The 24,013-nt window shown below is 55.6% G+C and carries 20 protein-coding genes and 2 tRNA genes; 13 read left to right on the top strand and 9 right to left on the bottom strand.

The annotated features are described in order from the left end of the window. Positions 1 to 55: 55 nt before the first annotated feature. Together QBD29_RS14015 and QBD29_RS14010 are read right to left on the bottom strand one after the other, a co-directional pair. Positions 56 to 1,723 carry a hypothetical protein gene (locus tag QBD29_RS14015; RefSeq protein ID WP_280098709.1) on the bottom strand — a complete coding sequence of 556 codons (1,668 nt, stop codon included), beginning with the start codon at positions 1,721 to 1,723 and terminating at the stop codon, positions 56 to 58. Positions 1,724 to 2,094: 371 nt separating this feature from the next. After that, on the bottom strand, positions 2,095 to 2,748 hold the full coding sequence (locus QBD29_RS14010) for a BRO family protein (protein WP_280098715.1): 654 nt from the start codon (positions 2,746 to 2,748) through the stop codon (positions 2,095 to 2,097). A gap of 237 nt (positions 2,749 to 2,985) precedes the next feature. On the opposite strand from QBD29_RS14010, the gene QBD29_RS14005 reads away from it, so the two are divergent. Genes QBD29_RS14005 through QBD29_RS13990 form a run of 4 tightly spaced genes read left to right on the top strand, consistent with a single transcriptional unit; the run spans position 2,986 to position 9,396 of the window. Then, complete coding sequence (locus QBD29_RS14005; RefSeq protein ID WP_280098714.1) at positions 2,986 to 4,548, top strand: class I SAM-dependent DNA methyltransferase; 1,563 nt, start codon at positions 2,986 to 2,988, stop codon at positions 4,546 to 4,548. Continuing rightward, positions 4,545 to 5,729: a restriction endonuclease subunit S gene (locus QBD29_RS14000; protein ID WP_280098713.1), complete on the top strand. Its 1,185-nt coding sequence runs from the start codon at positions 4,545 to 4,547 to the stop codon at positions 5,727 to 5,729. The genes QBD29_RS14005 and QBD29_RS14000 overlap by 4 nt, the downstream gene beginning before the upstream one ends. Beyond that, positions 5,726 to 6,223 (top strand): hypothetical protein, encoded by a 498-nt coding sequence (locus QBD29_RS13995; protein ID WP_280098712.1) that lies wholly within the window; start codon positions 5,726 to 5,728, stop codon positions 6,221 to 6,223. Before QBD29_RS14000 ends, QBD29_RS13995 begins: the two co-directional genes overlap by 4 nt. An 8-nt stretch (positions 6,224 to 6,231) precedes the next feature. Continuing rightward, positions 6,232 to 9,396 (top strand): type I restriction endonuclease subunit R, encoded by a 3,165-nt coding sequence (locus QBD29_RS13990; RefSeq protein WP_280098711.1) that lies wholly within the window; start codon positions 6,232 to 6,234, stop codon positions 9,394 to 9,396. On the opposite strand, the gene QBD29_RS13985 is transcribed toward QBD29_RS13990, so the two are convergent. Continuing rightward, complete coding sequence (locus tag QBD29_RS13985; protein WP_280098710.1) at positions 9,381 to 9,515, bottom strand: hypothetical protein; 135 nt, start codon at positions 9,513 to 9,515, stop codon at positions 9,381 to 9,383. The two genes, QBD29_RS13990 and QBD29_RS13985, sit on opposite strands and share 16 nt — an antisense overlap. 235 nt (positions 9,516 to 9,750) lie before the next feature. On the opposite strand from QBD29_RS13985, the gene QBD29_RS13980 reads away from it, so the two are divergent. Continuing rightward, a complete protein-coding gene (locus QBD29_RS13980) occupies positions 9,751 to 11,418 on the top strand; it encodes a hypothetical protein (RefSeq protein WP_280098709.1) in 1,668 nt (555 codons plus the stop codon). 370 nt (positions 11,419 to 11,788) lie between these two features. Here the strand turns inward: QBD29_RS13980 and QBD29_RS13975 are convergent, their stop codons facing one another. From QBD29_RS13975 to QBD29_RS13965, 3 genes are all read right to left on the bottom strand, one after another. Further along, positions 11,789 to 12,967 (bottom strand): DUF6538 domain-containing protein, encoded by a 1,179-nt coding sequence (locus tag QBD29_RS13975; RefSeq protein ID WP_280098708.1) that lies wholly within the window; start codon positions 12,965 to 12,967, stop codon positions 11,789 to 11,791. A gap of 61 nt (positions 12,968 to 13,028) precedes the next feature. After that, positions 13,029 to 13,104 (bottom strand) — tRNA-Thr (locus tag QBD29_RS13970). A gap of 135 nt (positions 13,105 to 13,239) precedes the next feature. After that, entirely contained in the window at positions 13,240 to 14,916 is a 1,677-nt protein-coding gene (locus QBD29_RS13965; protein ID WP_280098707.1) for an iron ABC transporter permease, read from the bottom strand. Positions 14,917 to 15,019: 103 nt separating this feature from the next. Here QBD29_RS13965 and QBD29_RS13960 point away from each other — a divergent pair, with 103 nt between their 5' ends. Beyond that, entirely contained in the window at positions 15,020 to 15,910 is an 891-nt protein-coding gene (locus QBD29_RS13960) for a hypothetical protein (protein WP_280098706.1), read from the top strand. On the opposite strand, the gene QBD29_RS13955 is transcribed toward QBD29_RS13960, so the two are convergent. Both QBD29_RS13955 and QBD29_RS13950 read right to left on the bottom strand, forming a co-directional pair. Further along, the gene (locus QBD29_RS13955) at positions 15,907 to 17,418 is read right to left on the bottom strand and encodes a malonyl-CoA synthase (RefSeq protein WP_280098705.1); all 1,512 of its coding nucleotides are present in this window, start codon (positions 17,416 to 17,418) and stop codon (positions 15,907 to 15,909) included. The two genes, QBD29_RS13960 and QBD29_RS13955, sit on opposite strands and share 4 nt — an antisense overlap. Positions 17,419 to 17,508: 90 nt before the next feature. Then, positions 17,509 to 17,585: transfer RNA gene (locus tag QBD29_RS13950), tRNA-Met, on the bottom strand. Between the two features lie 136 nt (positions 17,586 to 17,721). Here QBD29_RS13950 and QBD29_RS13945 point away from each other — a divergent pair. Further along, the gene (locus tag QBD29_RS13945) at positions 17,722 to 18,054 is read left to right on the top strand and encodes a metalloregulator ArsR/SmtB family transcription factor (protein ID WP_280098704.1); all 333 of its coding nucleotides are present in this window, start codon (positions 17,722 to 17,724) and stop codon (positions 18,052 to 18,054) included. A 5-nt stretch (positions 18,055 to 18,059) separates the two neighbouring features. Here the strand turns inward: QBD29_RS13945 and QBD29_RS13940 are convergent, their stop codons facing one another. Next, complete coding sequence (locus QBD29_RS13940) at positions 18,060 to 18,944, bottom strand: DMT family transporter (RefSeq protein ID WP_280098703.1); 885 nt, start codon at positions 18,942 to 18,944, stop codon at positions 18,060 to 18,062. A gap of 51 nt (positions 18,945 to 18,995) precedes the next feature. On the opposite strand from QBD29_RS13940, the gene QBD29_RS13935 reads away from it, so the two are divergent. From QBD29_RS13935 to QBD29_RS13910, 6 genes are all read left to right on the top strand, one after another. Beyond that, positions 18,996 to 20,369, top strand: a complete 1,374-nt coding sequence (locus QBD29_RS13935) for an FAD-binding oxidoreductase (RefSeq protein WP_280098702.1) — start codon at positions 18,996 to 18,998, stop codon at positions 20,367 to 20,369. Next, a complete protein-coding gene (locus QBD29_RS13930) occupies positions 20,366 to 20,947 on the top strand; it encodes a hypothetical protein (RefSeq protein WP_280098701.1) in 582 nt (193 codons plus the stop codon). The genes QBD29_RS13935 and QBD29_RS13930 overlap by 4 nt, the downstream gene beginning before the upstream one ends. A gap of 198 nt (positions 20,948 to 21,145) precedes the next feature. Further along, positions 21,146 to 22,657 carry a signal recognition particle protein gene (ffh, locus tag QBD29_RS13925; RefSeq protein ID WP_280098700.1) on the top strand — a complete coding sequence of 504 codons (1,512 nt, stop codon included), beginning with the start codon at positions 21,146 to 21,148 and terminating at the stop codon, positions 22,655 to 22,657. After that, positions 22,654 to 23,178 (top strand): GNAT family N-acetyltransferase, encoded by a 525-nt coding sequence (locus QBD29_RS13920; protein ID WP_280098699.1) that lies wholly within the window; start codon positions 22,654 to 22,656, stop codon positions 23,176 to 23,178. The genes ffh and QBD29_RS13920 overlap by 4 nt, the downstream gene beginning before the upstream one ends. Beyond that, positions 23,175 to 23,690 carry a GNAT family N-acetyltransferase gene (locus QBD29_RS13915; protein WP_280098698.1) on the top strand — a complete coding sequence of 172 codons (516 nt, stop codon included), beginning with the start codon at positions 23,175 to 23,177 and terminating at the stop codon, positions 23,688 to 23,690. Before QBD29_RS13920 ends, QBD29_RS13915 begins: the two co-directional genes overlap by 4 nt. Next, complete coding sequence (locus QBD29_RS13910; RefSeq protein ID WP_280098697.1) at positions 23,690 to 23,986, top strand: chorismate mutase; 297 nt, start codon at positions 23,690 to 23,692, stop codon at positions 23,984 to 23,986. The genes QBD29_RS13915 and QBD29_RS13910 overlap by 1 nt, the downstream gene beginning before the upstream one ends. Positions 23,987 to 24,013: the final 27 nt, after the last annotated feature.

The following is a 24,013-nucleotide window of genomic DNA, read 5'->3' as shown; positions in this document are numbered from 1 at the left end:
TGGGGGGGTATTGCGAACGCCCCGCTTATTGGTAGGGCGCTCACATTTTTCTGGCTCAAACATCGGCGAGATAGCTGGAGCCGCCCACTGACCCAAAGGACTGGGGCTTCTTGGCTAGAGCGTTGCGGTAGCGGTAGTTGCCGATGGTGGTCTCTTCGAGGTCCAGAGCCTCCAGCCCAGCCTTGAAGACCGAATGGTTACGGATGCGATCTCGGAAGTTGGATGCATCATAACCAAGCTCAGCCCGTAGATCGGTGAACCGCAAGACCTCATCCGGGTGATCCTCGAAGTGCCTCTCTGCAAAGGTCAGAGCCTGCTGCACCTTCCCTGTGGCTTTCACCTTGGCTGGTTCCCAAGTGCTGACCTTGCAACCGGGGAAGACCACAGGGATGAGATCACGGATACCAGATTGCTTCGGAGCGATGATGTAAGCGTTGCAAGGGCCACACTCGGAGGCACTGCCCTGTCGCACTGCTGATCGGCACAGCGCCTGCAGGATGTGATGCATGTGTTCCCCTGCTTCCATCGCTTGGACGGAGGCTTTGGTGACCTTCTCGTCGTTCCTGATGCGGCTGTGGCACCGTGTCATCACTTCGTAGTCCACCTCCGAGTAGTTGTTGACCCCAGCGAGGATGACGTTCTGGACATGTCGGAACTCATTCGTCCCCTGATGCCTGCCCCAGTTGAGGAAGCTGACACGGTCCGGGGTCGTGCTGAGTAGCCCTCTGATCAGGTCCGGGATACCTCCGCTACTGACTGCCTTGTGGTAGACCACGAGCCACTCTTCGTCAGGCTTGCTATCGATCAGAAGGGCGACTTCCTGAGCCAGAGAACAGCCATGCTTTGCCCATGCGGTCTTGCCTGCCCCCTTGTCCATGACTTGGACAGTGAGGTTCCGATAGCTCTTGATCGCTGAAGGTAGTCGCACGAGCTTCCCTGTTGCCTTCTCCCATTGCGCGTAGGTGGCACGGACACGTCCGGAAGCATCGAGGATGACCACTGGGGCAAGATCATCTGGGATCGCGTCTCGGCTGTCGAGCGCAGTGATGACCGTGGAGGCGTTGTGGAGCTTGCGCAGCAGTACGCAGCGGCCTGAGAGAGCATACAGGGTGTCGAGATAGGCAACGTGGCGCTGCTCCAGACCTCGCCTCGCTGACCAGCAGCTGATCCCTGTAGCTCCCTCGATGTCAGGCCATGTGTGGGTCCCGCGACCACGAGAGGCTACAAGCTGACGTTCCAGCTCCTCGATTAGCTTGGCCAATGCAGGATGGGTGTGCCGCAGTGGATCGCGCAAGGACGCAAGCTGGTCTGTGCTGAGCGACACAACCTCAATGGGCAGCATCGCCTCGTCCCAAACCCGAACGGCACGAACGTCACCCCTGTACTGGAAGACCTCAACGTCTTGGAAGCGACGACCATGGCAACGGCTCATGACCATGGCGTGGGTGGTGAACAAGACACGAGCCTCTCTGGGCTGCGTGGAACTCAGCTGATTGACCTCGTTGTTCCGGGTAAGGACCGCAAAGTCAGCCTCATCAAGACCAATCTCCTCAACAAGCCGGGCGATCTCATCAAGCCGCGAGACGCAGAGCAGGATAGACACATCGCGGTGATGTTCAGACCTCAGGAGGTGCTGGACGAAGTGGATCAATGCCGTGGTCTTCCCAACCCCGGGATCGAGACTGGAGAGGAAGAAGCTGGGTGGCGCTGTCCCGTCAGCCATAGCCGCCATCGTAGCGACAGGTTCTCGCAGAGCTGTAGCGACATCCGGATGCAGCAGACCCCCACCACGACGGGTCAATGTGTCCATCAGGGAGGTGGTCGACGCGTCAGCCAAGCCGCCTGAGCTGTAGCTGGTACAATCGCTATAGAGAGGTCTTAATGGTGTTTGTACCACCGAGGCTGACCCATGCCGCAAAGCACAAGTCGACCCAGTGGCCAAAGCAGATGCTTGAGCCATGAGTTGGTCCTTGATCATGTCGTTGTTGGAGGGGGAGTTCGAAGCTGAAGACGCTTCAGCCGTCGCCAGAAATCAACCTAACGAAGCAGGCAGCATCAGGGGCAACGGCTTATTGCAATGGAGGAACTTAGAGGTCAGGTGGCAGGATCGGTCAGGTCATTCAAGGCTGAGAACTGCTTTGCCACACGAGCAAATCGGCGTTTAGACGGCTGCTGGTGAAACCGACTGATCTTGCGGCCTACACCGCTACGGAGGACCAGAAGTTCAAGCTCTTTGCTCACGGCTTTAGGGCTTGGGTGATACAAGCCTTGATCGTCGAAGAGTTCCTCAAGGTCGGTGAAAAACCTACCACACCGGCGGATTGAGGGCAGTACGGCTTCCGCCAACCAAGAATGAAATGCCTCTGGGACATTCCCGTATTCATCCTTGGGATCAAGCACATCATGTGAATGTGTGCCGTTTTTCTCTTCACCGACTTGGTAAAACCGATCAAGCAGAACGGCAGGTAGAACGCATTGGCTTACCCAGTTCTGAAACGGTCTGGCTTCCTTGGCGTCGGACTGAAGGAGCAGGAAATAAAGCCCTTCCTCGGTGACAACTTCATGTTTCTTGCCTGCCTTGTCATAAGCGGTGGCGCTGCAGAAGACAGCCTCTAGGGTCAAGCCGTCGAACTTCAGCCTGTCCAGAAGATGTTCGGTTAGAAACAGGAGCTGACCGTCGAAGCATGCTGCAGCGACAGAAAGCGGGCCGAGTTTGATGGTGGTGAAGATGGATGCGATGTCATGCATGCCGGTTCCTTTCGGGGAATTGATACGGGTTGGATTGCCACGAACGCTGAATGCGACCGAAAACAGTTTCGGGTGATGCATTGGTGGAACTTTATTGCTAAAGTGGTGCTGGAGATCGGCCAAGACCGCATGGGTAGAAACTGACTGTCGTTGGATCAGGCTCTCGACTTATGCCCTTTCCGATTGTCCAATGACTGGATACTGATGTTGAGATATTTTTGAGAACGGGGTGACTTTATGGTCAACGGGGACGTCGAGAAGCGGTTATGGTCCGCAGCAGATCAACTTTGGGCGAACACCGGGCTCAAGCCTGCTGAGTTCTCGTCGCCCGTCCTTGGCCTGATCTTCTTGCGCTATGCTGAGAAGCGGTTCGCTGAGGCCGAAGCCAAGATCGGCCCCATCGGCTCAGGCAACCGTCGCAAGATCAGCAAGGCCGACTACGACGCCGAGGGTGTGATCTTCCTGCGCCCTGAGGCTCGGTTCAGCCATCTCCAGTCTCTCCCTGAAGGCTCGAACATCGGCAAGGCCGTGAACGAGGCGATGAAAGCTATCGAAGAGGACAACCCGGACCTCGCCGGAGCATTGCCCCAGACCTACACCGACCTTGGCAACGAGGTGCTGGTCGAACTGCTCCGTCTCCTTGCCCCCATCGACCTGACCGGGGACGCCTTCGGCAAGGTCTATGAGTACTTCCTCGGCAACTTCGCCATGAAGGAAGGGCAAAAGGGCGGCGTCTTCTACACGCCTGAGAGCATCGTGAAGCTGATCGTCGAGATCATCGAGCCGTTCCATGGTCGCATCCTCGACCCGGCTTGTGGCTCTGGTGGCATGTTCGCAATGTCGGCGGACTTCGTGGAACGCCACGGCAAGACGGCAAACAGCGAGATCAGCATCTACGGGGTCGAAAAGGACCGCACGACGGTCAACCTCAACAAGATGAACCTCGCCGTCCATGGCCTCTCCGGTGACGTGCGCGAGGCCAACACGTACTCCGATGACATCAAGAAGCTGTTCCCAAGGCCCTTCGAGGACGGTGGGTTCGACTTTGTCATGGCCAATCCGCCCTTCAACGTCTCGGGCGTCCGCAAGGAGGAGCTGGAAGGTGACTGGCGCTTTCCCTTCGGCGTACCCAGCACCGACAATGCGAACTACCTTTGGATACAGTTGTTCCACTCGTCGTTGGACGAGAATGGTCGAGCGGGTTTCGTGATGGCCAACTCCGCTGGCGACGCACGGCACAGCGAACAGCTGATCCGGCAGAAGCTGATCGAAACCGGAGATGTGGATGTCATCGTCTCAGTTGGGCCGAACATGTTCTACACTGTCACGCTGCCCTGCACCCTTTGGTTCTTCGACAAGGGTAAACGCGGGACCGAGCGGGAGAACTCAGTACTGTTCCTCGATGCCCGCAGCTTCTACCACCAAATCGACCGCGCCCATCGCGACTTCCTGCCCGAGCAGATCGAGTTCCTTGCCAACATCGTGCGGCTTCACAGGGGAGAAGACATTGAGACCGAGGCTGGTAGTTCCGACCTGTTGGCCGAGCATGGGCTGGCTGAGGGCTATGTTGATGTCCCCGGCATTTGCAAGATCGCGACAAGAACGGAGATCGAGGCGCAAGGCTGGAGCCTGAACCCCGGACGCTATGTCGGAGCGTCAGCGCGTGGTGAAGAGGATGTGGACTTCATCGAGCGGTTCGAGGAGTTGAACGAGGAACTCGCACAGTTGAACGTCGAAGCGGCGGCACTGGAGGAGCAGGTAGCCGAGAACGTCTCGCTCGTATTGGAGGCTACTCATTGAGCTGTATCCCCGAAAGAATGCAGTTCACCGACTTGGTGGTCATCCTACGCCCCACGAGCAAAGTGCAGAAATCTGACTACCTGCCCAATGGTCTACTGCCTGTTATAGACCAAGGCGCGGGCTTGATAGGTGGCTACACGAATGACGCGGGTACGCGTTTTCCGTCCGTCGACCCTGTGATCGTCTTCGGTGATCACACATGCCGCTTCAAGTATGTTCCATTCCCCTTCGCTGCAGGTGCCGACGGCACCCAAGTCTTTCGCGGCAAGGATGGCATCGACACCCGCTACCTATACTTTGCCTGTCAGTCCTTGGGCTTGGAACACTTCGGCTATCAGCGCCACATGAAACACCTGAAAGTGGCGGAAGTCCCTGTTTGGCCTCTTCCTACCCAACAGCGCATTGCAGCGATACTCTCGGCCTATGACGACCTTATCGAGAGCAACACGCGCCGCATCGCGATCATCGAAGAAATGGCCCGGCGGCTCTACGAGGAGTGGTTCGTCCACTTCCGCTTTCCGGGGCATGGGGAGGTGGAGTTTGAGGAGGGTGAGGCTGGTGTGGTCCCAGCTGGTTGGCCCATCGTTCGACTGGAAGAAATCGTACTGGTCAACCCGAGAACTACAGTTCCTCGCGAGGGCTTCAAGCCTTTTGTCCCCATGGGTTCGCTGTCGGAAACTAACATGACCATAGGGCCTATCGAGGAACGCGACGGCAACAGCGGGACGAAGTTCCAGAACGGTGACACACTTGTCGCTCGGATCACTCCTTGCCTGGAAAACGGTAAGACCGGGTTCGTCAACTTCCTAGATGAAGAGAGGCCTGTTGCCTTTGGATCAACCGAGTTCATCGTGCTACGTCCTCTGATCTTGGCTCAACATGCGATCTACTGCTTGGCCCGTTCACACGCGTTCCGCGATGTGGCGATCAAGAGCATGTCAGGATCGGAAGGCCGTCAGCGAGTTCGTCCTGAGAGCGTCAAGTCCTTCCCGATAGCGAAGCCCCCTGCAGTCTTGCTGGATCGCTTTGAGCAGATTGCTCAACCGATGTTCGCGCAGGTTTCCGCACTTGCCAGAACAAACGCCAACCTCCGCGCACAGCGCGATCTGCTGCTGCCCAAGTTGGTCTCTGGCGAGATCGACGTGAGCGAAGCCGAGGAAGCGATCGAGGCCGCCGAATGAACAGGACATTGCTGGCGTTTTGCCTTTCGTTTGCGAGTCTCTTTCCAATGGCGGTTACGTCCCAGCAGGCCAACGAGCAAAAGCCTCCGTTTTCGGCTGTCTCTGCTTACGAAAGCATACGGCACGCAACTTCAGAAGAAGACCTTGAACAAGTACTTGAACTGATCCGCACCGCTTCTGGTACTATTGAATACCAAACAGTCGATCTTCTTTTGGACGCATTGGATCGACAAAGAGCGTGGCTCGACCCCTACAATGATTCCACGTTCGTAGCAGAAGTTGATCGACTTGGAGATTGGGTGGAATCCAGATTTTCTTCGACTGCGACATCAATCGGAATAGAGAAAGCGATGGATGCGAAATGGCAGCTCTATGAAGAAATCTTGATTTGGCAGGAGAAATCACCCGGCTTCTCTGGCTTGGAACGCCTACGGCAAACTCTGGCGCTTCAGCAGGAAATTGCCCAACGCCAAGAGTACAAACCCGAAGGTTAGAATACACGATGACCCCATCCGACACAGCCCACGACTACGGAGAAGACGCAGCTGTCGAACAGCCTGCGATCCAACTCTTTGGTGATCTGGGTTGGGAAACGGTGAACTTCTACAATGAGTGGGGCAGCGGCAGTTCGACTGAAGGGCGCGAAAGCGAGAAGCAAGTGATCATCGAAGCCCGGCTTGTGTCGGCTTTGGAGAAGTTGAACCCTCAGCTACCCGCCAGTGCTATTACCCAAGCTGCTGGCGAGATCACCCGCGACCGATCCCGTATGGTGCAGGAGAACGCCAACCACGAGCTGTACAAGCTGCTACGTGATGGCGTGAAGGTCTCAGTCACCGACGCCCGAGGCAATGCCACCACAGAAACAGCGCAGATTATCGACTGGCGTGATCCCGAGGCAAACGATTTCCTCCTCGCCTCGCAGTTCTGGGTGAAGGGTGAGATGCACAAGCGGCGGCCTGATCTCATCGGCTTCGTCAATGGCATTCCACTGGTGCTTGTCGAGCTGAAGAAGTTCAGTGTCCCGGTGAAGAACGCCTATGATGACAACCTGACCGACTACCGAGACACGATCCCCCACATCTTCACCCCGAACGCTTTTGTGATCCTCTCGAACGGGGCGGACACCAAGGTCGGCAGCACTTTTTCCCCTTGGCAGTTCTTCCACGAGTGGAAGCGGATCAACGACGAGGGCGAAGAGGGCGTTGTTTCGCTCGAGACAGCCATCAGGGGCTTGTGCGACAAAGAACGGCTGCTCGATCTGGTTGAGAACTTCATCGTCTACGAGGAGGAAAAGGCCGGGCTGGTCAAGAAGCTGGCCAAGAACCACCAATACCTCGGGGTCAACCGTGCGATCACCGAAGTGATCAACGCCAAGGACAGGCCCGAGGGCGAAGCCGGGCGACTGGGTGTCTTCTGGCACACGCAGGGCAGCGGCAAGACCCTGTCGATGGTGTTCTTCTGCCAGAAAATCCTACGTTCGGTTCAGGGTAACTGGACCTTTGTGATCGTGACGGACAGGCAGGAGCTGGACGAGCAGACCTACAAGACCTTTGCTGCGACTGGAGCGGTGACAAGTGCAGGAGTTCACGCACAAAGCGGAGCGCACCTGAAGGAACTGCTGAGTGCTGACCACCGCTACGTCTTCACGCTTATCCACAAGTTCAACACCCGCGACGGCGCGGCTTACCCGAAGTTGTCTGATCGCCGGGACATCATCGTCATCACGGATGAAGCCCATCGCAGCCAGTACGACACACTTGCCCTGAACATGCGGAACGCGCTGCCTAATGCTGGTTTCCTAGGTTTCACAGGGACGCCTCTGATGGCTGGGGAGGAACGCACCCGCGAGGTCTTCGGCGACTACATCTCTGTCTACAACTTCGCCCAGTCCATCGCGGATGGTGCAACTGTCCCGCTCTACTACGAGAACCGTATCCCCGAACTGCAGCTAATGAATGAAGACTTGGCTGATGATCTGCAGCAGCTACTCGAAGATGCTGACCTCGATGAGGCACAGGAGCGAAAGGTCGAGCGCGAGTTTGCAAGGGAATACCATCTTATCACGAGGGATGATCGGCTTGAGACCATCGCCTCCGATCTGGTCAGTCACTTCGTTGGTCGCGGTCAACGCAGCAAGGCGATGATGGTGTGTATCGACAAGGCAACTGCGGTGAAGATGCACGACAAGGTCCGGGTGTACTGGGACAAACATCGTGAAGAGTTAGAGGCTGAGCTTGCGACGGCTTCGGCAGAGGACAAGCCTGTTCTGGAAGCTCAGATTGATGTGATGAAGACTACTGACATGGCAGTAGTGGTGTCACAGAGCCAAAATGAGATTGCCGAACTTGAAGCGAAAGGTCTCGACATTCGCCCCCACCGGAAGCGGATAGTTGAAGAAGACCTCGACGAGAAGTTCAAAGATGACAAGGACCCTCTGCGGCTGGTTTTCGTCTGTGCCATGTGGATCACCGGCTTTGACGTGCCGTCCTGTTCGACGATCTACCTCGACAAGCCAATGAAGAACCACACGCTGATGCAGACCATCGCACGGGCGAACCGAAACTACCCCGGCAAGGAAGCAGGTTTCATCGTTGATTACGTCGGTGTGTTCAGAAACCTGCAAAAGGCGTTGGCGATCTACGGTGGCGGCAACACTGGGACGGAGGAGCCGCCCATCAGGGACAAGAGCGACCTCGTTGAATACCTCCGGCACCTTGTCGCGGTTACCGTTGCTTATTTGGCCGAAAGGAAGATCGACGCTGCTGCGATTAAGCAGGCACAAGGTCTGGAGAAGGTCGCCTTGCTTGCCGATGCTGTGGAGGCCCTGATTGAGACGGACGAAGCCAAACGAGAGTACCTAGCCAAAGCTCGGGCTGTCTCCCGTGTATACAAGGCTATCCTGCCTGATCCTGCTTCCAGCGAGTTCTCTCCCGACGTCGTTCTCATCTCAGTGCTTGCCGAGCGCATCCGTTCAATGATGCCCAAGCCCGACATCAAGGCAATCATGCAGGACGTGGAAGACCTTTTGGATCGTTCCGTCGCACCAATCCCCTACGAGACACCAGATGATCCCGAGGTGATCGACATCAGTCAGATCGACTTCGACAAGCTCCGAGAGAAGTTTGACACAGGTAAGAAGCGCACCGAAGCCGAAAGGCTCCGTGCCTTGCTGCACCAGAAGCTCACAGCGATGGTTGCCCGAAACCCAACTCGCGCGGATTTCCTTGAGCGCTTCCAGAACCTGATCGACAGCTACAACAGCGGCAGCCAAAACATCGAGGCGTTCTTCAAGGCCCTTGTGAAGCTGGCGGAAGACCTGTCAGAGGAAGAGCAGCAAGCTGTACGTGAGGGGCTGTCAGAAGAAGAGAAAGCTGTCTTTGACATCTTGACGAAGCCCGAGCCGGAGCTGTCCGAGAAAGAACGCGATCAGGTCAAAGCAGTCTGTCGGGACCTCTTGCAGGCCCTGAAGGACGAAAAGCTGGTGATTGACTGGACTAAGAAAGAAAAGGCGCGTGGCGCGGTACGGCAAGCGATTGAGGTGATCCTCGATGGTGGATTGCCAGACGCCTACGATGAGACCGTGTTCAACACCAAATGCGACAACCTCTATCGGCATGTCTTTGATGCCTATCAAGGTGGTGGTGAGAGTATCTATGCGGCTGCTTGAGCTGGATTAGGTTCCACCATTGCAAAGGATCGACCTTGGCGGTGATCTTCTGCTTTGACTGAAGCGTCTTCAGCTTCGAACTCCCCCTCCAACAACGACATGATCAAGGACCAACTCATGGCTCAAGCATCTGCTTTGGCCACTGGGTCGACTTGTGCTTTGCGGCATGGGTCAGCCTCGGTGGTACAAACACCATTAAGACCTCTCTATAGCGATTGTACCAGCTACAGCTCAGGCGGCTTGGCTGACGCGTCGACCACCTCCCTGATGGACACATTGACCCGTCGTGGTGGGGGTCTGCTGCATCCGGATGTCGCTACAGCTCTGCGAGAACCTGTCGCTACGATGGCGGCTATGGCTGACGGGACAGCGCCACCCAGCTTCTTCCTCTCCAGTCTCGATCCCGGGGTTGGGAAGACCACGGCATTGATCCACTTCGTCCAGCACCTCCTGAGGTCTGAACATCACCGCGATGTGTCTATCCTGCTCTGCGTCTCGCGGCTTGATGAGATCGCCCGGCTTGTTGAGGAGATTGGTCTTGATGAGGCTGACTTTGCGGTCCTTACCCGGAACAACGAGGTCAATCAGCTGAGTTCCACGCAGCCCAGAGAGGCTCGTGTCTTGTTCACCACCCACGCCATGGTCATGAGCCGTTGCCATGGTCGTCGCTTCCAAGACGTTGAGGTCTTCCAGTACAGGGGTGACGTTCGTGCCGTTCGGGTTTGGGACGAGGCGATGCTGCCCATTGAGGTTGTGTCGCTCAGCACAGACCAGCTTGCGTCCTTGCGCGATCCACTGCGGCACACCCATCCTGCATTGGCCAAGCTAATCGAGGAGCTGGAACGTCAGCTTGTAGCCTCTCGTGGTCGCGGGACCCACACATGGCCTGACATCGAGGGAGCTACAGGGATCAGCTGCTGGTCAGCGAGGCGAGGTCTGGAGCAGCGCCACGTTGCCTATCTCGACACCCTGTATGCTCTCTCAGGCCGCTGCGTACTGCTGCGCAAGCTCCACAACGCCTCCACGGTCATCACTGCGCTCGACAGCCGAGACGCGATCCCAGATGATCTTGCCCCAGTGGTCATCCTCGATGCTTCCGGACGTGTCCGTGCCACCTACGCGCAATGGGAGAAGGCAACAGGGAAGCTCGTGCGACTACCTTCAGCGATCAAGAGCTATCGGAACCTCACTGTCCAAGTCATGGACAAGGGGGCAGGCAAGACCGCATGGGCAAAGCATGGCTGTTCTCTGGCTCAGGAAGTCGCCCTTCTGATCGATAGCAAGCCTGACGAAGAGTGGCTCGTGGTCTACCACAAGGCAGTCAGTAGCGGAGGTATCCCGGACCTGATCAGAGGGCTACTCAGCACGACCCCGGACCGTGTCAGCTTCCTCAACTGGGGCAGGCATCAGGGGACGAATGAGTTCCGACATGTCCAGAACGTCATCCTCGCTGGGGTCAACAACTACTCGGAGGTGGACTACGAAGTGATGACACGGTGCCACAGCCGCATCAGGAACGACGAGAAGGTCACCAAAGCCTCCGTCCAAGCGATGGAAGCAGGGGAACACATGCATCACATCCTGCAGGCGCTGTGCCGATCAGCAGTGCGACAGGGCAGTGCCTCCGAGTGTGGCCCTTGCAACGCTTACATCATCGCTCCGAAGCAATCTGGTATCCGTGATCTCATCCCTGTGGTCTTCCCCGGTTGCAAGGTCAGCACTTGGGAACCAGCCAAGGTGAAAGCCACAGGGAAGGTGCAGCAGGCTCTGACCTTTGCAGAGAGGCACTTCGAGGATCACCCGGATGAGGTCTTGCGGTTCACCGATCTACGGGCTGAGCTTGGTTATGATGCATCCAACTTCCGAGATCGCATCCGTAACCATTCGGTCTTCAAGGCTGGGCTGGAGGCTCTGGACCTCGAAGAGACCACCATCGGCAACTACCGCTACCGCAACGCTCTAGCCAAGAAGCCCCAGTCCTTTGGGTCAGTGGGCGGCTCCAGCTATCTCGCCGATGTTTGAGCCAGAAAAATGTGAGCGCCCTACCAATAAGCGGGGCGTTCGCAATACCCCCCCATGCACCTACAGCGGCACACGGCTGCAGCGATGACCATGGATCAGCGACGGCGACGGCAATGTGAGTACGCCCCCGGGAACCGCACAGACGCCTTGCTCGGGTCACCGTAGACCCTCCCGTAGACCACGCCGCGCCTGTTGACGAACAACCCCGACCTCGGATAGCCCTTGTTTTGCTGGAGCTACCAGCTGAAGTGACGCCTGCAGCGGGAACACAAGCCGCAAGACTAACCGTGTGGGGGCACCATCACTCCAGCTAACTCATTGGTATCGCTTCAGCTTTTGGCATTTGCTAGGAGCCGTAGACCATGTCGGCTCACGTGACTGCCTTCATCCACTTCCTGAGGACCTCCAGCGGATAGCCTGAGCCGTATCCATGACCCACCCCGTCCGTCTGCCAGCCCCCGATCTGGTCAACGATGTCGGCTGGACACTCAACAGCCCTGAGGCGATCTCGCATCGAGTGGCGGAAGCTGTGCATGGAACATCCTGCAGGTACGTGTTCCTTCATCCATTTGTTCAATGCGGCGCTGGCTGCGTTGGCGTTCGTCGTGTCGGTCTTGTTGTACCGAGGGAAGGCGAACTTGGAGGAGGTTTGTTGGTTGAGGATGCGCTCAGCGGCCCATCGTGCTTCACCTTCGAGCGGGACATCCCGTTCGCTGCCCTTGGTCTTGAGACGACGCCACGGATGAGGGCGGACCCGAGCGAACAAGGTCCCCTCCTCGCCATGGATGAAGTCTTCTCTGGTCATCCCAGCAGCTTCGGCTAGGCGCATTCCTGTGTCCGACACCAGAGCCACAAGCCAGCGAAGATCGTCATCAAGCTCCCGGCACTTGGCCTGAACGACAGCCAAAGCATCGGCAGGAACAGAGGTGCGATCAGAGACACCAGCCGACCTATCATAGTAGACGCCTGCAAAGGGATTGTTCAGGGTGAGACCCTGTTCACTTGCGGCGAAGTTCGTAACCGCCCGGACTGTACCGAAGACCCGCGTCATACTGCTCCCTGCGAGGCCTCGAGCGATCAGGGCATCGCGGAAAGCGTTAGCGTCGGCTTTGGTATAGGCATCTAGGTGTTTGTCTCCGCAGGCGTCGATGACGTAGCCACAGGACCTCTCAGCGGCTCTGTGGAAAGTCACAGGGCGGCCCTTGCCCTTCAGCTGCAGATAAATCCCCACGGCCTCAGACAAAAGAACAGATGACGAGGAGACATCAGGCTGCAGATCAGAGTTGTTGGTTCCCGTCGCCCTTTGAAGCCTCAGCATGTGCTTTCCCGGCAGCTCTGCGTCACGACACCTCAGGTGATACCAGTATTCATCCAGCTGATCGGCAGCTCTTCTGGCTCTCGTTTCCGCGATCTTCGGCGACTTCGTGCGCAGTGAATACGCGATCCGGGGCGATGTGTAGTGGCTTCTCAGCTCTTTCGGAATGCGACGGCTGAAGTAGAAAACACCATCTTTGACGAAGGTGAATGGGCGTGAAATGGTCTCCGACATGGTCTACGGCTCCTAGCAAATGCCAAAAGCTGAAGCGATACCAATGAGTTAGCTGGAGTGATGGTGCCCCCACACGGACTCGAACCGCGGACCTACTGATTACAAATCAGTTGCTCTACCAGCTGAGCTATAGGGGCACTGCGCGGCGTTTTGGTCTAAGATGGGGGTGATTGCAAGAGTTTTTTCGCACCTTTTGGGGAAAAATTTTGCAGGCTCCCCCAATTCGTGGTGCAGTGCCGCTTTACAGTATTTTCTGTCTGCACCGATAGGGCTCAATCACGGTTTGACGCGCTGGCAACCACAACCGCAAAGAGGCTTATCAGCACGATGATAAGGGCCGCAGGCGCAGCGCCTTCGATGTCTTCAAGCGATGCCTTGGAATACACTTCGGTGGCCAGTGTCGTTTTGGAATAAAGCAGCAGCGTGGCGGGCAACTCTTTGGCGGCATCAACAAAAATCAATAGGCCAGCGGTGGCAACCGCCCCTTTGATCATAGGCGTATAAAGCTGGAACAGCGTTTGCCTTGGGGTTTTGCCCAAGGATCGGGATGCCATACCAAGGGATGGCGATATCTTGGTAAATGCAGCGTCAATCGTGCCCACAGAAATTGCAAAAAACCGCACGCAATAGGCAATGACAACCGCCCCCATTGAACCAACCAGCAACAGCCCTGGATCAAAGCCTGTAACCCACAGGATGAAATCCGCCACGCTGTGATCCATTGCCGCGAACGGGAACAAAATGCCCAATCCAAGAACGGCACCCGGTGCAGCGTAGCCAATGGTCGTGATGGGCAGCAGGCGTGTCATAAACAGGTTGCGCATCAATCGAACGCTAAACACCAGCAACAGGCCAGCACCAACAGTGATCAGGGCGGCCAATCCGGCCAAAACGATGGTGCGCAGTGTTGCTGCCCACAGGGCGGGATCGGCCCACAGAATCCACCGTCCCGTGGCGTGATCCAACAAAATCGCCAATGGCAAAACGAACCCAGTTAAGATGGGTGCTGTGCAAAATGCCAATGCGGCCCACGCAGATTTCCCCGACAGTTCCATCGGTTTTGGGGGCCGCATATTGCGGGCTGTTTCATGAAACTTAATCCGTCGGCGGCTGAACTTTTCTAACAGCACAAGTACCATCACAAACACAAGAATCACACAGGCCAACTGTGCCGCGCCCCCCGCGTTATTCCCATCCAGCCACACCGAAAAGATGCCCGTTGTCAGAGTTTGCACGGCGAAAAATTCCATCGCGCCAAACTCGTTTAAGGTTTCCATCATAACGATGGCCACACTGGCCGCGATGGCTGGGCGGGCCAATGGCAGGCCAACACGATAAAAGCTTTGAAATGGGCCACATCCCAAGGCGCGGGCCACTTCAATGGCGGCCCCGGATTGGGTTTGGAACACACTGCGCGTAAGGAAATACACATAAGGATACAGCGCGGATGCCAGCACCAGAATGGCGATGCCACGAGATCTGATTTCTGGAAACATATAATCGCGCGGTGTGGCCCAGCCAAATACACCGCGCATCCATGTTTGCAACGGCCCCGCGTATTCAAGGAAATCTACAACGGCAAAGGCGGCAATATAGGCGGGCAGGGACAAGGGCAGCAGCAATGCCAATTGCACCACATTGCGGCCAGGAAAGCGATACATCACCACCAACCACGCAGCCAACGTGCCAACACCTCCCGCCAGCACACCAACCCCAAGCATCATAACAATCGAATTGCGCAGATACCGCGGCAGCGTGGTGTCCAACATATGCGGCCAAATGTTTTCTTCGGGAAACAATGCCAGCCAAAACACCGTGGCAATCGGCAAGATGACAACCGCAGCAATGGCCAGCCCGAGCAGGCTCCACCCATTGAACAGGCGCCACAGCCGCCCATGGGCCAAACGTGGCGCAGGGGCGACAGGCGGTATATCTGATGTATCAGCCATTGATCCGCGCATAAACCAAAGCTATTTCGGTGTCCACAACGGCGTTTTCATTTGCGTTTACTTTCGTTTAGGCAATCATTGGCCAGTCTGGCATAAGGCAACTATGGATATTCGGATTCACATCGGCGTGCATCGCACAGGAACACAGCATTTGCGTAAAATGCTCGCGCTGAACAGCGATCTGTTGGCGGCCAATGGGGTCTGTGTTCCAGAACCCGAATTTTCTGAAAAAGCCTTTGCGCGCGCGGTTCGTCAGCTCAAGGCGGGCGAAGATGTGGAGCAAATCAATGCGGATCTTTTGTCGACTTTGACACAAGACAAAGAATACCGTCGCATCGTTATGGTCGATCCCAATGTATCGGGGACACTCATGCGCCCCATCGGGAAAGAGTTCTTCTACCCGCGCATTGGCACAACGATCAATCGCATCGTGACAGCACTAGAAGGGCTGCCAACACGTCTGTTTGTGTGCATCCGCAATCCCGCCACCTTCATTCCGTCATGCTATTCCACTGGGATCAAGGCTAAGCCCGAAGTCTCCTTTGACCATTTCGTATCAGAGGCAAACCTGCCAGGGCTGCGCTGGTCTGATTTCTTGCACCGTGCGCAAATGAAAAAGGCTGATCTGCCTATGACGGTTTGGCGGTTCGAAGATTATCCTTTCATCTGGCGGGATGTGGTGCAGGCCCTCACAGGGATCGAAAACCGCGAAGAGCTTGTGGGCTCCACAGCGCCTGTTAATGCTGGGTTGTCCTTGCGCGGTGCAATTTTAATGCACCGATACTTACAGGAAAACAACGTGGCCACGCGGGCAGAGTTTGAACGGGTGCGTGCCGCCTTTGATCAGAAATTCCCAAGCCATCTTGGCCACAATCACGATCTGCATTGGCCAGAGGAACTGACCGAAGGCATGAGCGAAAACTACGAGGACGATTGGTACTATATCGAGCGGATGGAAAACGTTGAAACCATCACCGCGCCACAGGTTCCTTAGCCAAACAAGTCCTTCAGGTCCTCGCGCAGAACATTCTTTTGCACTTTGCCCATTGTGTTGCGCGGCAGCGCATCCATCGTGATCAACTTTCGCGGATGTTTGAACCGTGCCAAGGTATCGTGAAGTCCCGCTGCGATCTGTTCAAGATCGGGCTTTTCACCCGCTTTTGGCACCAAAACACCCACAGGCGTTTCGCCAAAATCTGGGTGAGCCACCCCGATAACGGCGCTTTCCAACACGCCGTCTTGTGCATCCAGAATCTCTTCTATTTCTTTGGGGTAAATGTTGAACCCGCCTGAAATAATCAGGTCTTTGTTGCGTCCAACGATCTGCACATATCCATCTTCATCCACCAGTGCCATGTCGCCCGTGATAAAGAACCCGTCTTCGCGCAATTCCTCGGCGGTTTTTTCGGGCATCTGCCAATAGCCTTGGAACACGTTGTCACCGCGCACTTCCAAGATACCAATGTCTCCGTTTGGCAATGTGTCCCCTGTGTTAGGGTCTGTGACCTTGACTTCAACACCTGGCAGGGGAAATCCAACCGTGCCCGCACGGCGTTCCCCATCATAGGGGTTCGACGTATTCATATTGGTTTCGGTCATGCCATAGCGTTCCAAAATGCGATGGCCCGTTCGCTTTTCAAATTCCACGTGGGTTTCGGCCAACAGGGGCGCACTGCCAGACACAAACAATCGCATATGCGCAGTCAGCGCCTTATCGAACCGCGCATCGCTCAGCAGACGGGTATAAAACGTCGGAACCCCCATAATGGATGTGGCCTGTGGCAACTTTTCGATCACCACATCCAAATCAAATTTGGGCAGGAAAATCATCGAGCCACCCGCCAAAAGGGTGATGTTGCTGGCCACAAACAAACCGTGCGTGTGAAAGATTGGCAGGGCATGTAACAGCACATCATCACTGCTAAATCGCCACAATTCGGCGAGCACTTCGGAATTGGACAACAGGTTCTTGTGGCTCAGCATCGCACCTTTGGAACGGCCCGTTGTGCCAGACGTGTACAAAAACGCCGCCAGATCATCACTGTCCCGTGGCACGGTCTGAAATTGCGTGTCTTTGCTTTGGGCCGCATCGGCAAAACTGCCGTTCCCGTTCACATCCAGCGTTTCCAACTGCGCCCTTGCCGCATCCGCAACGCTTTGCAGCGCGGTCTGTTTGGCAGGATCACAGATGAACACTTTGGCTCCGCTGTTCTCCACGAAATAGGACACTTCATCTGCGGTATAAGCCGTGTTCAAAGGCAGAAACACAAACCCCGCCTGCACACAGGCCGCATAGATCGCAAGCGCCTCTGCGGATTTTTCAATCTGTACCGCCACGCGATCCCCAACCGACAGCCCTGCATCCGTTAACACATGCGCAAATTGCGCGGCCTGTTTTAGGAACGCGGCGTGGGTGATTTTACGGCCATCAGGCAACCACAAAAAAGGCGTGTCTTTGCCTGCGTGTTTTCCAAACAATGCGTCATACAGAACATTAGCCATGCGGTGTCTCCCAGTTTGCAGTGCAAAATTGCACGGCTTTTCGGGATTCGCATCCCCAAAGTGTGGGGAAGACTGCTTTCAGAGGAATAATGGTGGCGTGGGAGAGATTTGAACTCTCGACCTCACGATTATGAGTCGTGCGCTCTAACCAACTGAGCTACCACGCCGGACCGTGGCGCTGTTTAGGCAACTGAACCGCACCCGTCAAGCGCGGAAATCACGTGAAATTTGGGAATCTTACTAGGATTGCATGGACGCAAGCGCCCTTGACCAAACCTGCCCGCAACCGCTACGGCTGGCGTCATGGTAAAACCCTCCCTCGATATGGTCTTTTCTGCGTTGGCCGATCCCACACGCCGCGCCATTCTGACCCTTCTGTTAGAAGACGACATGGCGGTGACAGATGTGGCGGAGCCTTTTGAAATGTCACTGGCGGCGATTTCCAAACACCTGCAAATCTTGACCCGCGCTGGGCTGATCGAACAAGAACGCCGTGGACGGGTGAAATGGTGCAAACTCGCCCCCGAAGCGTTGAAAGATGCCTCGATCTGGATGGAAAGCTTTGGCCAGTTCGAAGTGGTAAACCTTGATGACTTTGAAAAATTCTTGGCCGCCGAAACCATTGCCACGGAATAGCCTGCTCAGCGATCCGCCAACAACATCCACAACGCCACAATGGTGGCCGCCACACCAAGAAGAATAACCAAAGGCGGCAAGTTCGATCCGAACGCCATCTCCCAGATAATCACCCAACTTGGGATCAGATATGTATAGGCCATGACTTTAGCCGACGGCAGGTGCAGCGTGGCGTATTGCACACAGAAAAACGATGCCGCCGTGGCGCAAAGGGACAGATAGGTCAGCCCAATCCAAAAGATAACGGGCAGGGCGGCCCAATCCACCGCCAACAACGCGCGATACGACAGCGCGGTCAGGATAAAACCTCCAGCAATCAGCGTGCCAAGGGTGAACACCGCAGGATGCTCCCCACGGTTCAGCAATCGCACCATGGGCGTATAAAGCGCATGGGCAAAACACCCGACAAAAAAGATGATTTCCCCGCGCCCCACATCAAATCGAAGAATGGCGCCGATATCGCCGCGAAACACCACCCACACCGCACCCAGCCCACCGACCGTCAATGCCAACGCCATCCAACGGGTTGTAACCTGCCGCAACAAAAGCCACCCAAACCCAGCGGACATAATCGGTGTAAGCGTAAAAATGGCAGCCGTGGAAATGGACGGCGCGGTCTTCAACGCTTGAAACATCAAAACGAAATAGATGGAAAACACACCCCCCAGCGCAAAGTACCGCCAAGGTGCTTTGATATCGCTGCGGGTGAGTTTGGGGCCAGCCAGAACAATCGCACCAAGGATTGCAGACGCAATCCAAAACCGCGCCGCAGTCAGCGCCACAGGATCAATGAAATTCGCGATGCGAACACCAAGTGGGAACGACCCTGCAACCAGCAGTGAAAACGCCAGCATCGCCAGATGGCCACGCATATATGGTGAAAGAGTCATACCCTTTCATATCGCTTTGCGGGCGAGGTGCAATCGGGCTATGGTTTTTACATGACCAAGACTTCCCTTCGCGACCGCCTGAATGATGTGACAACGGTGCTGACACCAGATCAGATCGGCGCGCTAGATCCCGTCATTGATCCCGCCAATACCCAAGGGGCGCTGGCCGTTGCACCGCGCACTATCGATGAAATCGTTGCTGTGTTTTCCCTTTGCAATGACACACGCACGCCCGTGATCCCGCATGGCGGGCGCACCAGTCTTGCAGGGGCGGTTGCAGCATCTGGTGATGAAGTGATGATCCTCGGGTCCAATATGCCACGGGTATTGGACATCGATCCCTTATCCCAAACCGCCCACATCAGCGCCAATACAACGCTCGCCGAAGCAGAATCCGCCGCACGGGCACACGGGTTGACCACAGGCATTGATCTGGCAGCCCGCGACACAGCCACAATCGGGGGCATGGTGTCCACCAACGCGGGCGGCATGGAAGCACATCGAAACGGCACCATGCGCAACCGCGTTCTGGGGCTAGAAGCCGTGTTGCCAAACGGCACAATCCTATCTGATCTGGCCCATGTGCGAAAATGCAACGAAGGCTACGATGTCAAACAATTGCTCATCGGGGCCGAAGGCACGCTTGGCCTTGTGACCAGTGTTATTCTGCAATTGCTTCCCGAACCACCTGCACCCCATACGTTTCTTCTGGCCTTGCCAGACGCAGCGGCGGCCTTGGCTGTTTTGCAAACCCTACACCGCACACAAGGCATCGACGTGCTGCGCGCCGAGGCTATGTGGAACGCCTTCGCCACCAAAAACGCAGAGCTGCAAACAACCAACCCGCTCATGACTCTGCCAAATGCACCCCTCTACGTGATTTACGAACTGCATGTGCCCACAGGCACAGCAGAGGAGGTGGTTTTCGCGGCCCTAGAACCGCATTTCGAAACCCAAAATGTGCTAGACGCCATTGCCGCACAATCCATGCAACAGGCAAATGATATCTGGATGATCCGCGAAGACACCATGTCCATGGGCACCGTCTATCCCCACAGCGAATGGTTCGACATTTCCGTGCCCCTCGCGCATCTCGACAGCTTTGTGAAACTGGTCGAAACCCGCATTGCTGCGCTCAATGCAGGGCTGATGATCCACGTTCTGGGCCACCTAGGGGATGGAAATCTGCACTATTCCATCGCCCACACAGACCCCATCCCAGATGACCTCAAAGCCCAGATAAAGCCCGCCGTGATGGACGGCCTAAAAGACATCGGCGGCTCATTTTCTGCCGAACACGGCATCGGCACAGAAAAACGCGAAGCCCTGCAAAAATACGGCGATACGGGCAAGCTGCACCTGATGACAATGATCAAACAAATGATTGACCCCTACACCATCTGCAATCCAGGAAAAGTGTTATGAATTTAACAAAATGCACTTCTGTAGGCATAATTACTGCATTGTTTTTAAACTCTTATGCAGAAGCATGTTCAAAACCCAAAGAGCAAGCCCGAGATACCGTAGAAATTTCTGGCGCGTTAGAGGATCAATTCAACAATTTTGAACCAGAGGGGAAGGCAAGAATTTCAATTTGGCCAGCTTGCCCCGAAAACTGCCATTTTGGTTTCGATCATCCTAGTCAGAATTTTGATATCAAACTTGTGAGGGAAGGAACAACTTGGCGGTTACTATTCGACGATGGTGATACGGGTAAAGGCACCATTTCTTTTCAATTACCAAATGAAGCACGTCGTTATAGATTGTTCTATCCAAGTGGACAGCCGTCACCACCAGAACCTGGGTACACAGCTTTACACATGTTTCCAATTGCGACCGGCACAGGCATCTTTGCTTACAGCATCGGTGATAGTACGCAAATTAAGATTTCAATGAGCTCTGCTAGCGGATGTATTGCTCCACCGAGCTTCAAGATCTGGCAAGTACAAGTTGACAACGCGAAAGCATTTTATACTTTCCGTGGCCGAGTAAAGCCACGATAAAACCCAACCCCGCTTGACTCGCATCCCCTGAACCCCTAAACGCTCCCTATCCATTGGAAGCATCAGACTTCCGGTCTCAGGATCGCCACCCATCAGCGAGTTTCGCCCATGGGTGTAATTGTCGTTTGGGCAATTGGTTTTTGGGCTCGGAATTCCTACATTCTTCTGTAACCGGCAACAACGAAAGGACGCCACGGTATGTTTGAAAGTCTCTCCGACCGCCTCTCTGGCGTCTTTGACAAACTCACCAAACAAGGTGCGCTGTCCGAAGCTGACGTATCCACCGCCCTGCGCGAAGTGCGCGTTGCCCTTTTGGAAGCAGACGTTTCCCTGCCCGTGGCCCGCGATTTCATCAAGGCCATTCAGGAAAAAGCCACAGGTCAGAACGTCACCAAATCCGTGACACCGGGCCAACAAGTTGTGAAAATCGTTCACGACGAAATGGTGCATTTCCTGTCAGGGGATGATGCCAAAGCGGGCGATCTGAAAATCGACAACCCGCCAGCCCCGATATTGATGGTCGGTCTGCAAGGCTCTGGTAAAACCACAACAACCGCAAAACTCGCCAAACGCCTGTTTGAACGCGAAAAGAAACGCGTTCTTATGGCCTCGCTCGATACCAACCGCCCTGCGGCGATGGAACAGTTGGCGATTTTGGGCACGCAAATCGGCGTAGACACTCTGCCAATCATCAAAGGCGAAACACCCGTCCAAATCGCCAAACGCGCCAAACAACAAGCCACACTTGGCGGTTATGATGTTTACATGCTCGACACCGCGGGCCGTCTGCACATCGACCAAGAGCTGATCCAACAAGCCGCAGAGGTGCGCGATGTGGCTCAGCCCCGCGAAACGCTTTTGGTGGTCGATGGCCTCACAGGCCAAGACGCGGTGAATGTTGCCACAGAATTTGACGATAAAATCGGCGTCAGCGGTGTGGTCCTAACCCGTATGGATGGCGATGGACGCGGCGGCGCGGCCCTGTCCATGAAAGCCGTTACAGGCAAGCCGATCAAATTCGTCGGTCTGGGCGAAAAAATGGACGCCCTCGAAGAATTCCACCCAGAACGGGTTGCAGGCCGCATCCTTGGCATGGGCGATATCGTCAGCCTTGTGGAAAAGGCGCAAGAAACCATCGAGGCCGAACAAGCCGAAAAGATGATGAAGCGCATGGCCAAAGGTCAGTTCAACATGAACGACCTCAAGGGCCAGCTGGAACAGATGAAAAAAATGGGCGGCATGGAAGGCATCATGGGGATGATGCCGGGCATGAAGAAAATGGCCAAACAGGTCGAGGAATCGGGCATGGACGACAGCGTCTTTAACCGCCAGATCGCTCTCATCAATTCCATGACCAAAAAAGAACGCGCCGCCCCGCAAATCCTGCAAGCCAGCCGCAAAAAACGGATCGCCGCAGGGGCGGGCATGGAAGTGCGCGAATTGAACCAACTTCTCAAAATGCACCGTCAGATGGCGGACATGATGAAGAAGATGGGCAAAATGGGCAAAGGCGGCATGCTCAAACAAGCCATGAAAGGCATGATGGGCAAAGGCGGTCTTCCAGGTGGAATGCCCACCGATATGGACCCAAAACAATTGGAAGCAGCGGCCAAACAAATGGGCGCGAAAATGCCCGGTGGCGGCTTGCCCGGATTGGGCGGCGGCATGGGCTTGCCCCCAGGTTTGTCAGGGTTCGGTAAGAAAAAATGACCCTGACCAACGCCCCCACACTGGAAACAGACCGCTTGATCCTGCGCGGACCACAGGTTTCGGATTTCGATCCGTTGGCTGATTTTTACGCGTCCGATCAGTGCATCGGCTTTGGCGAAAAGATGAAACGCGATGACGCGTGGCGCTGGTTTGCACTGAACATCGGCCACTGGCATATTCACGGGTACGGCTATTTCTCCATCGTGGAAAAAGCATCGGGCAAACCTGCGGGCTTGTCTGGCATCTGGAACCCAGAAGGCTGGCCAGAACCCGAACTTGGCTATGCACTGTTTGCAGAGTTTGAAGGCAAAGGCATCGCCTATGAAGCCTCCGTTCGCACGCGCAAATGGGCCTATTCCGATCTGGGCTTTACCACATTGTCCTCGCATATCGTGCCAGACAACACCCGCTCTATGGCGCTCGCTGCGCGGCTCGGCGCGGTGTACGAAAGCAGTTACGTCAACCCGCACATGGGCGAAGATCAAATCTTTCGTCACCCCGCACCGGAGGAGTTGGCATGATCAATATTCCAGTGCTTGAAACCGAACGCCTCATTTTACGCGCACCGCGCGAAGATGATCTTGACCGCGAGATGGATTTTTATTCGTCCGATCATTCGAAATTTGTCGGTGGCCAGACCAGCAAAATGGGTGCTTGGGACAAAATCGTCGGTCGCGTGGGCCACTGGGCCGTGCGCGGTTATGGTTTTTGGCACCTCGATGTGCGTGAAACCGGTCAATACGTTGGACGCTGCGGTTTGTTAAAGCCTTTTGGCTGGCCAGAGCGTGAAATCGGATGGTCTTTGATGCCAGACGCGCTGGGCCATGGATACGCCACCGAAGCCGCCTTTGCGGCGCGCGACTTTGCTTACAACACACTTGGTTGGGAAACGGCGATCAGCCTAATTGATCCCGCAAACACACCGAGCCAGCGTGTCGCAGAACGCTTGGGCGCAGCCTATGAAACCACCTTCGAACACGTTGAATACGGAACCATGCATATTTGGCGTCACCCGTCACCGGAGGCATTGTAATGACTGACACCGTAACCAAAGCCGCCGAGATCCTGAAGGATCACCGTGACAGCATCGACCGCCTTGATGCCATCCTCGTCTATACATTGGGCGAACGGTTCAAACACACACAGGCCGTGGGAAAACTGAAAGCCACCCACGACCTCCCGCCATCTGATCCTGCACGTGAAGCAGGCCAAATCGAACGTCTCGAAGACTTGGCCAAACGTGCGGATCTTGATCCCGAATTCGCAAAGAAGTTCCTGAACTTCATCATCAGCGAAGTAATCCAACACCACAAACAACACCAATCCTGAGGGTTTCCCTCACACGCCATTCAAGGA

The organism is Amylibacter sp. IMCC11727, from assembly GCF_029854195.1.
GTDB lineage: Bacteria > Pseudomonadota > Alphaproteobacteria > Rhodobacterales > Rhodobacteraceae > Amylibacter.
This window is presented reverse-complemented; position numbering and strand designations above follow the sequence as displayed.

Coding starts and splice junctions, on each gene's coding strand:
- QBD29_RS14015 (WP_280098709.1), bottom strand. CDS start 1,723: ATGGCTGACGGGACAGCGCCACCCAGCTTCTTCCTCTCCAGTCTCGAT.
- QBD29_RS14010 (WP_280098715.1), bottom strand. CDS start 2,748: ATGCATGACATCGCATCCATCTTCACCACCATCAAACTCGGCCCGCTT.
- QBD29_RS14005 (WP_280098714.1), top strand. CDS start 2,986: ATGGTCAACGGGGACGTCGAGAAGCGGTTATGGTCCGCAGCAGATCAA.
- QBD29_RS13995 (WP_280098712.1), top strand. CDS start 5,726: ATGAACAGGACATTGCTGGCGTTTTGCCTTTCGTTTGCGAGTCTCTTT.
- QBD29_RS13990 (WP_280098711.1), top strand. CDS start 6,232: ATGACCCCATCCGACACAGCCCACGACTACGGAGAAGACGCAGCTGTC.
- QBD29_RS13985 (WP_280098710.1), bottom strand. CDS start 9,515: ATGAGTTGGTCCTTGATCATGTCGTTGTTGGAGGGGGAGTTCGAAGCT.
- QBD29_RS13980 (WP_280098709.1), top strand. CDS start 9,751: ATGGCTGACGGGACAGCGCCACCCAGCTTCTTCCTCTCCAGTCTCGAT.
- QBD29_RS13975 (WP_280098708.1), bottom strand. CDS start 12,967: ATGTCGGAGACCATTTCACGCCCATTCACCTTCGTCAAAGATGGTGTT.
- QBD29_RS13965 (WP_280098707.1), bottom strand. CDS start 14,916: ATGGCTGATACATCAGATATACCGCCTGTCGCCCCTGCGCCACGTTTG.
- QBD29_RS13960 (WP_280098706.1), top strand. CDS start 15,020: ATGGATATTCGGATTCACATCGGCGTGCATCGCACAGGAACACAGCAT.
- QBD29_RS13955 (WP_280098705.1), bottom strand. CDS start 17,418: ATGGCTAATGTTCTGTATGACGCATTGTTTGGAAAACACGCAGGCAAA.
- QBD29_RS13945 (WP_280098704.1), top strand. CDS start 17,722: ATGGTAAAACCCTCCCTCGATATGGTCTTTTCTGCGTTGGCCGATCCC.
- QBD29_RS13940 (WP_280098703.1), bottom strand. CDS start 18,944: ATGACTCTTTCACCATATATGCGTGGCCATCTGGCGATGCTGGCGTTT.
- QBD29_RS13935 (WP_280098702.1), top strand. CDS start 18,996: ATGACCAAGACTTCCCTTCGCGACCGCCTGAATGATGTGACAACGGTG.
- QBD29_RS13930 (WP_280098701.1), top strand. CDS start 20,366: ATGAATTTAACAAAATGCACTTCTGTAGGCATAATTACTGCATTGTTT.
- ffh (WP_280098700.1), top strand. CDS start 21,146: ATGTTTGAAAGTCTCTCCGACCGCCTCTCTGGCGTCTTTGACAAACTC.
- QBD29_RS13920 (WP_280098699.1), top strand. CDS start 22,654: ATGACCCTGACCAACGCCCCCACACTGGAAACAGACCGCTTGATCCTG.
- QBD29_RS13915 (WP_280098698.1), top strand. CDS start 23,175: ATGATCAATATTCCAGTGCTTGAAACCGAACGCCTCATTTTACGCGCA.
- QBD29_RS13910 (WP_280098697.1), top strand. CDS start 23,690: ATGACTGACACCGTAACCAAAGCCGCCGAGATCCTGAAGGATCACCGT.